This is a genomic window from Paenibacillus contaminans (genome assembly GCF_003285015.1).
In the GTDB taxonomy this organism is placed as follows: Bacteria; Bacillota; Bacilli; order Paenibacillales; family NBRC-103111; genus Paenibacillus_V; species Paenibacillus_V contaminans.
In genome coordinates this window covers 1-1,273 of the sequence record NZ_QMFB01000078.1, presented here as the reverse complement: position 1 = coordinate 1,273, position 1,273 = coordinate 1, and the positions used below count along the sequence as shown (strand labels likewise).

The 1,273-nt window shown below is 45.6% G+C and carries 2 protein-coding genes; both read left to right on the top strand.

All coding sequences use genetic code 11. The features are described 5' to 3' along the window. Positions 1-73: 73 nt before the first annotated feature. A complete protein-coding gene (locus DQG23_RS41615) occupies positions 74-403 on the top strand; it encodes a helix-turn-helix domain-containing protein (protein ID WP_113036956.1) in 330 nt (109 codons plus the stop codon). Continuing rightward, on the top strand, positions 343-1,236 hold the full coding sequence (locus DQG23_RS41610; RefSeq protein WP_113036955.1) for an IS3 family transposase: 894 nt from the start codon (positions 343-345) through the stop codon (positions 1,234-1,236). Before DQG23_RS41615 ends, DQG23_RS41610 begins: the two co-directional genes overlap by 61 nt. The last annotated feature ends 37 nt before the right edge of the window (positions 1,237-1,273 follow it).

The window sequence follows — 1,273 nt, the reverse complement described above, 5'->3', positions numbered from 1 at the left end:
TGAAGTGCACCCCTTAGAATAGACATTGGAAAACCCCCTAGGTTAATCCGATGAATCTAAGGGGTGCATTTTTATGGCGATTAAAGGACAGAAGTTTAAGCATTATCCAGAGTCGTTAAAAGTAGAAGCCATTCGGCTTCATATTGAGGATGGATGGAGTTACCGAAAGATCACGGAACATTTGGGCATACACGATAAGGACCGTGTGAAAAGGTGGATGAGGAGGTATCGAGAATGCGGGATTACAGGATTCAAAGATATGCGGGGGAATCCCTCTAGGATTGAGACAGAACAGGAGCGCCAAATTCGACGGCTTCAGTTTGAGGTAGACGTCCTAAAAAAGTGGTTACAAATCTTGAATCGGGAGGGTTGCAGGACAGACACCACGTCGTCGATGCACTAAAGGAAAAACAAAACGTTAAGGCGCTATGTGCATATTTGGGGATAAGCAGAAGCGGTTACTATGCTTATTTGAAACGTACTGCTGAAGATGCCGACGGTGAACTAAAGCGCAAGATCCTGGCCATCTATGAGCAACGCAACAAGACTGTCGGGTATCGTCGCATTCAAGATGAATTGTATCGCCAATATGGTCTTGTCGTGAATCACAAGAAGGTTCTACGCCTCATGCAGGAGCTAGGAATCCAGGCAATCATCCGTCGAAAGTATGTCTACCGAACAAGTTATGAAGCAGCTGTATCGGATGGGAGAATAGCTGAGAATCTGCTACAACGGAACTTCAAGGCCGATGGCCCCAATCAAAAATGGGTTACCGATGTTACACAATATCGTATATTTGACGATCGGATTTACTTATCCGCCGTAAAGGATCTTTGGAACGGTGAAATCGTGGCCTACCATTTGAGCAAGCGTAACGATAATCCACTTGTTTTAGAAACGTTTAGACAAGCATTTGAAACGCATAAAGACGTGACTGGACTGATCGTTCACAGCGATCAGGGAAGCCAGTACACGTCCCATGCATACCACGGCATGCTGCCAAAGGTTGGCGCCCAAATCAGCATGTCTCGACGAGGCAATTGTTATGACAATGCCTCAATAGAAAGCTTCTTTTCACATTTGAAAGTAGAAGCCCTCTATCCCTATGATATCCGAAGTATCGAGGAAGCACAAAGGCGAATTGAGGAATACATCCGCTTTTATAACGAGGAACGCGCGCAGAGAAAATTAAACAAGCTGACGCCGGTTGAGTACCGACGCCAGCTTGTTGCCTAGGGCTTTTTACAGTGTCCACAAATAAGGGTCTTGACCA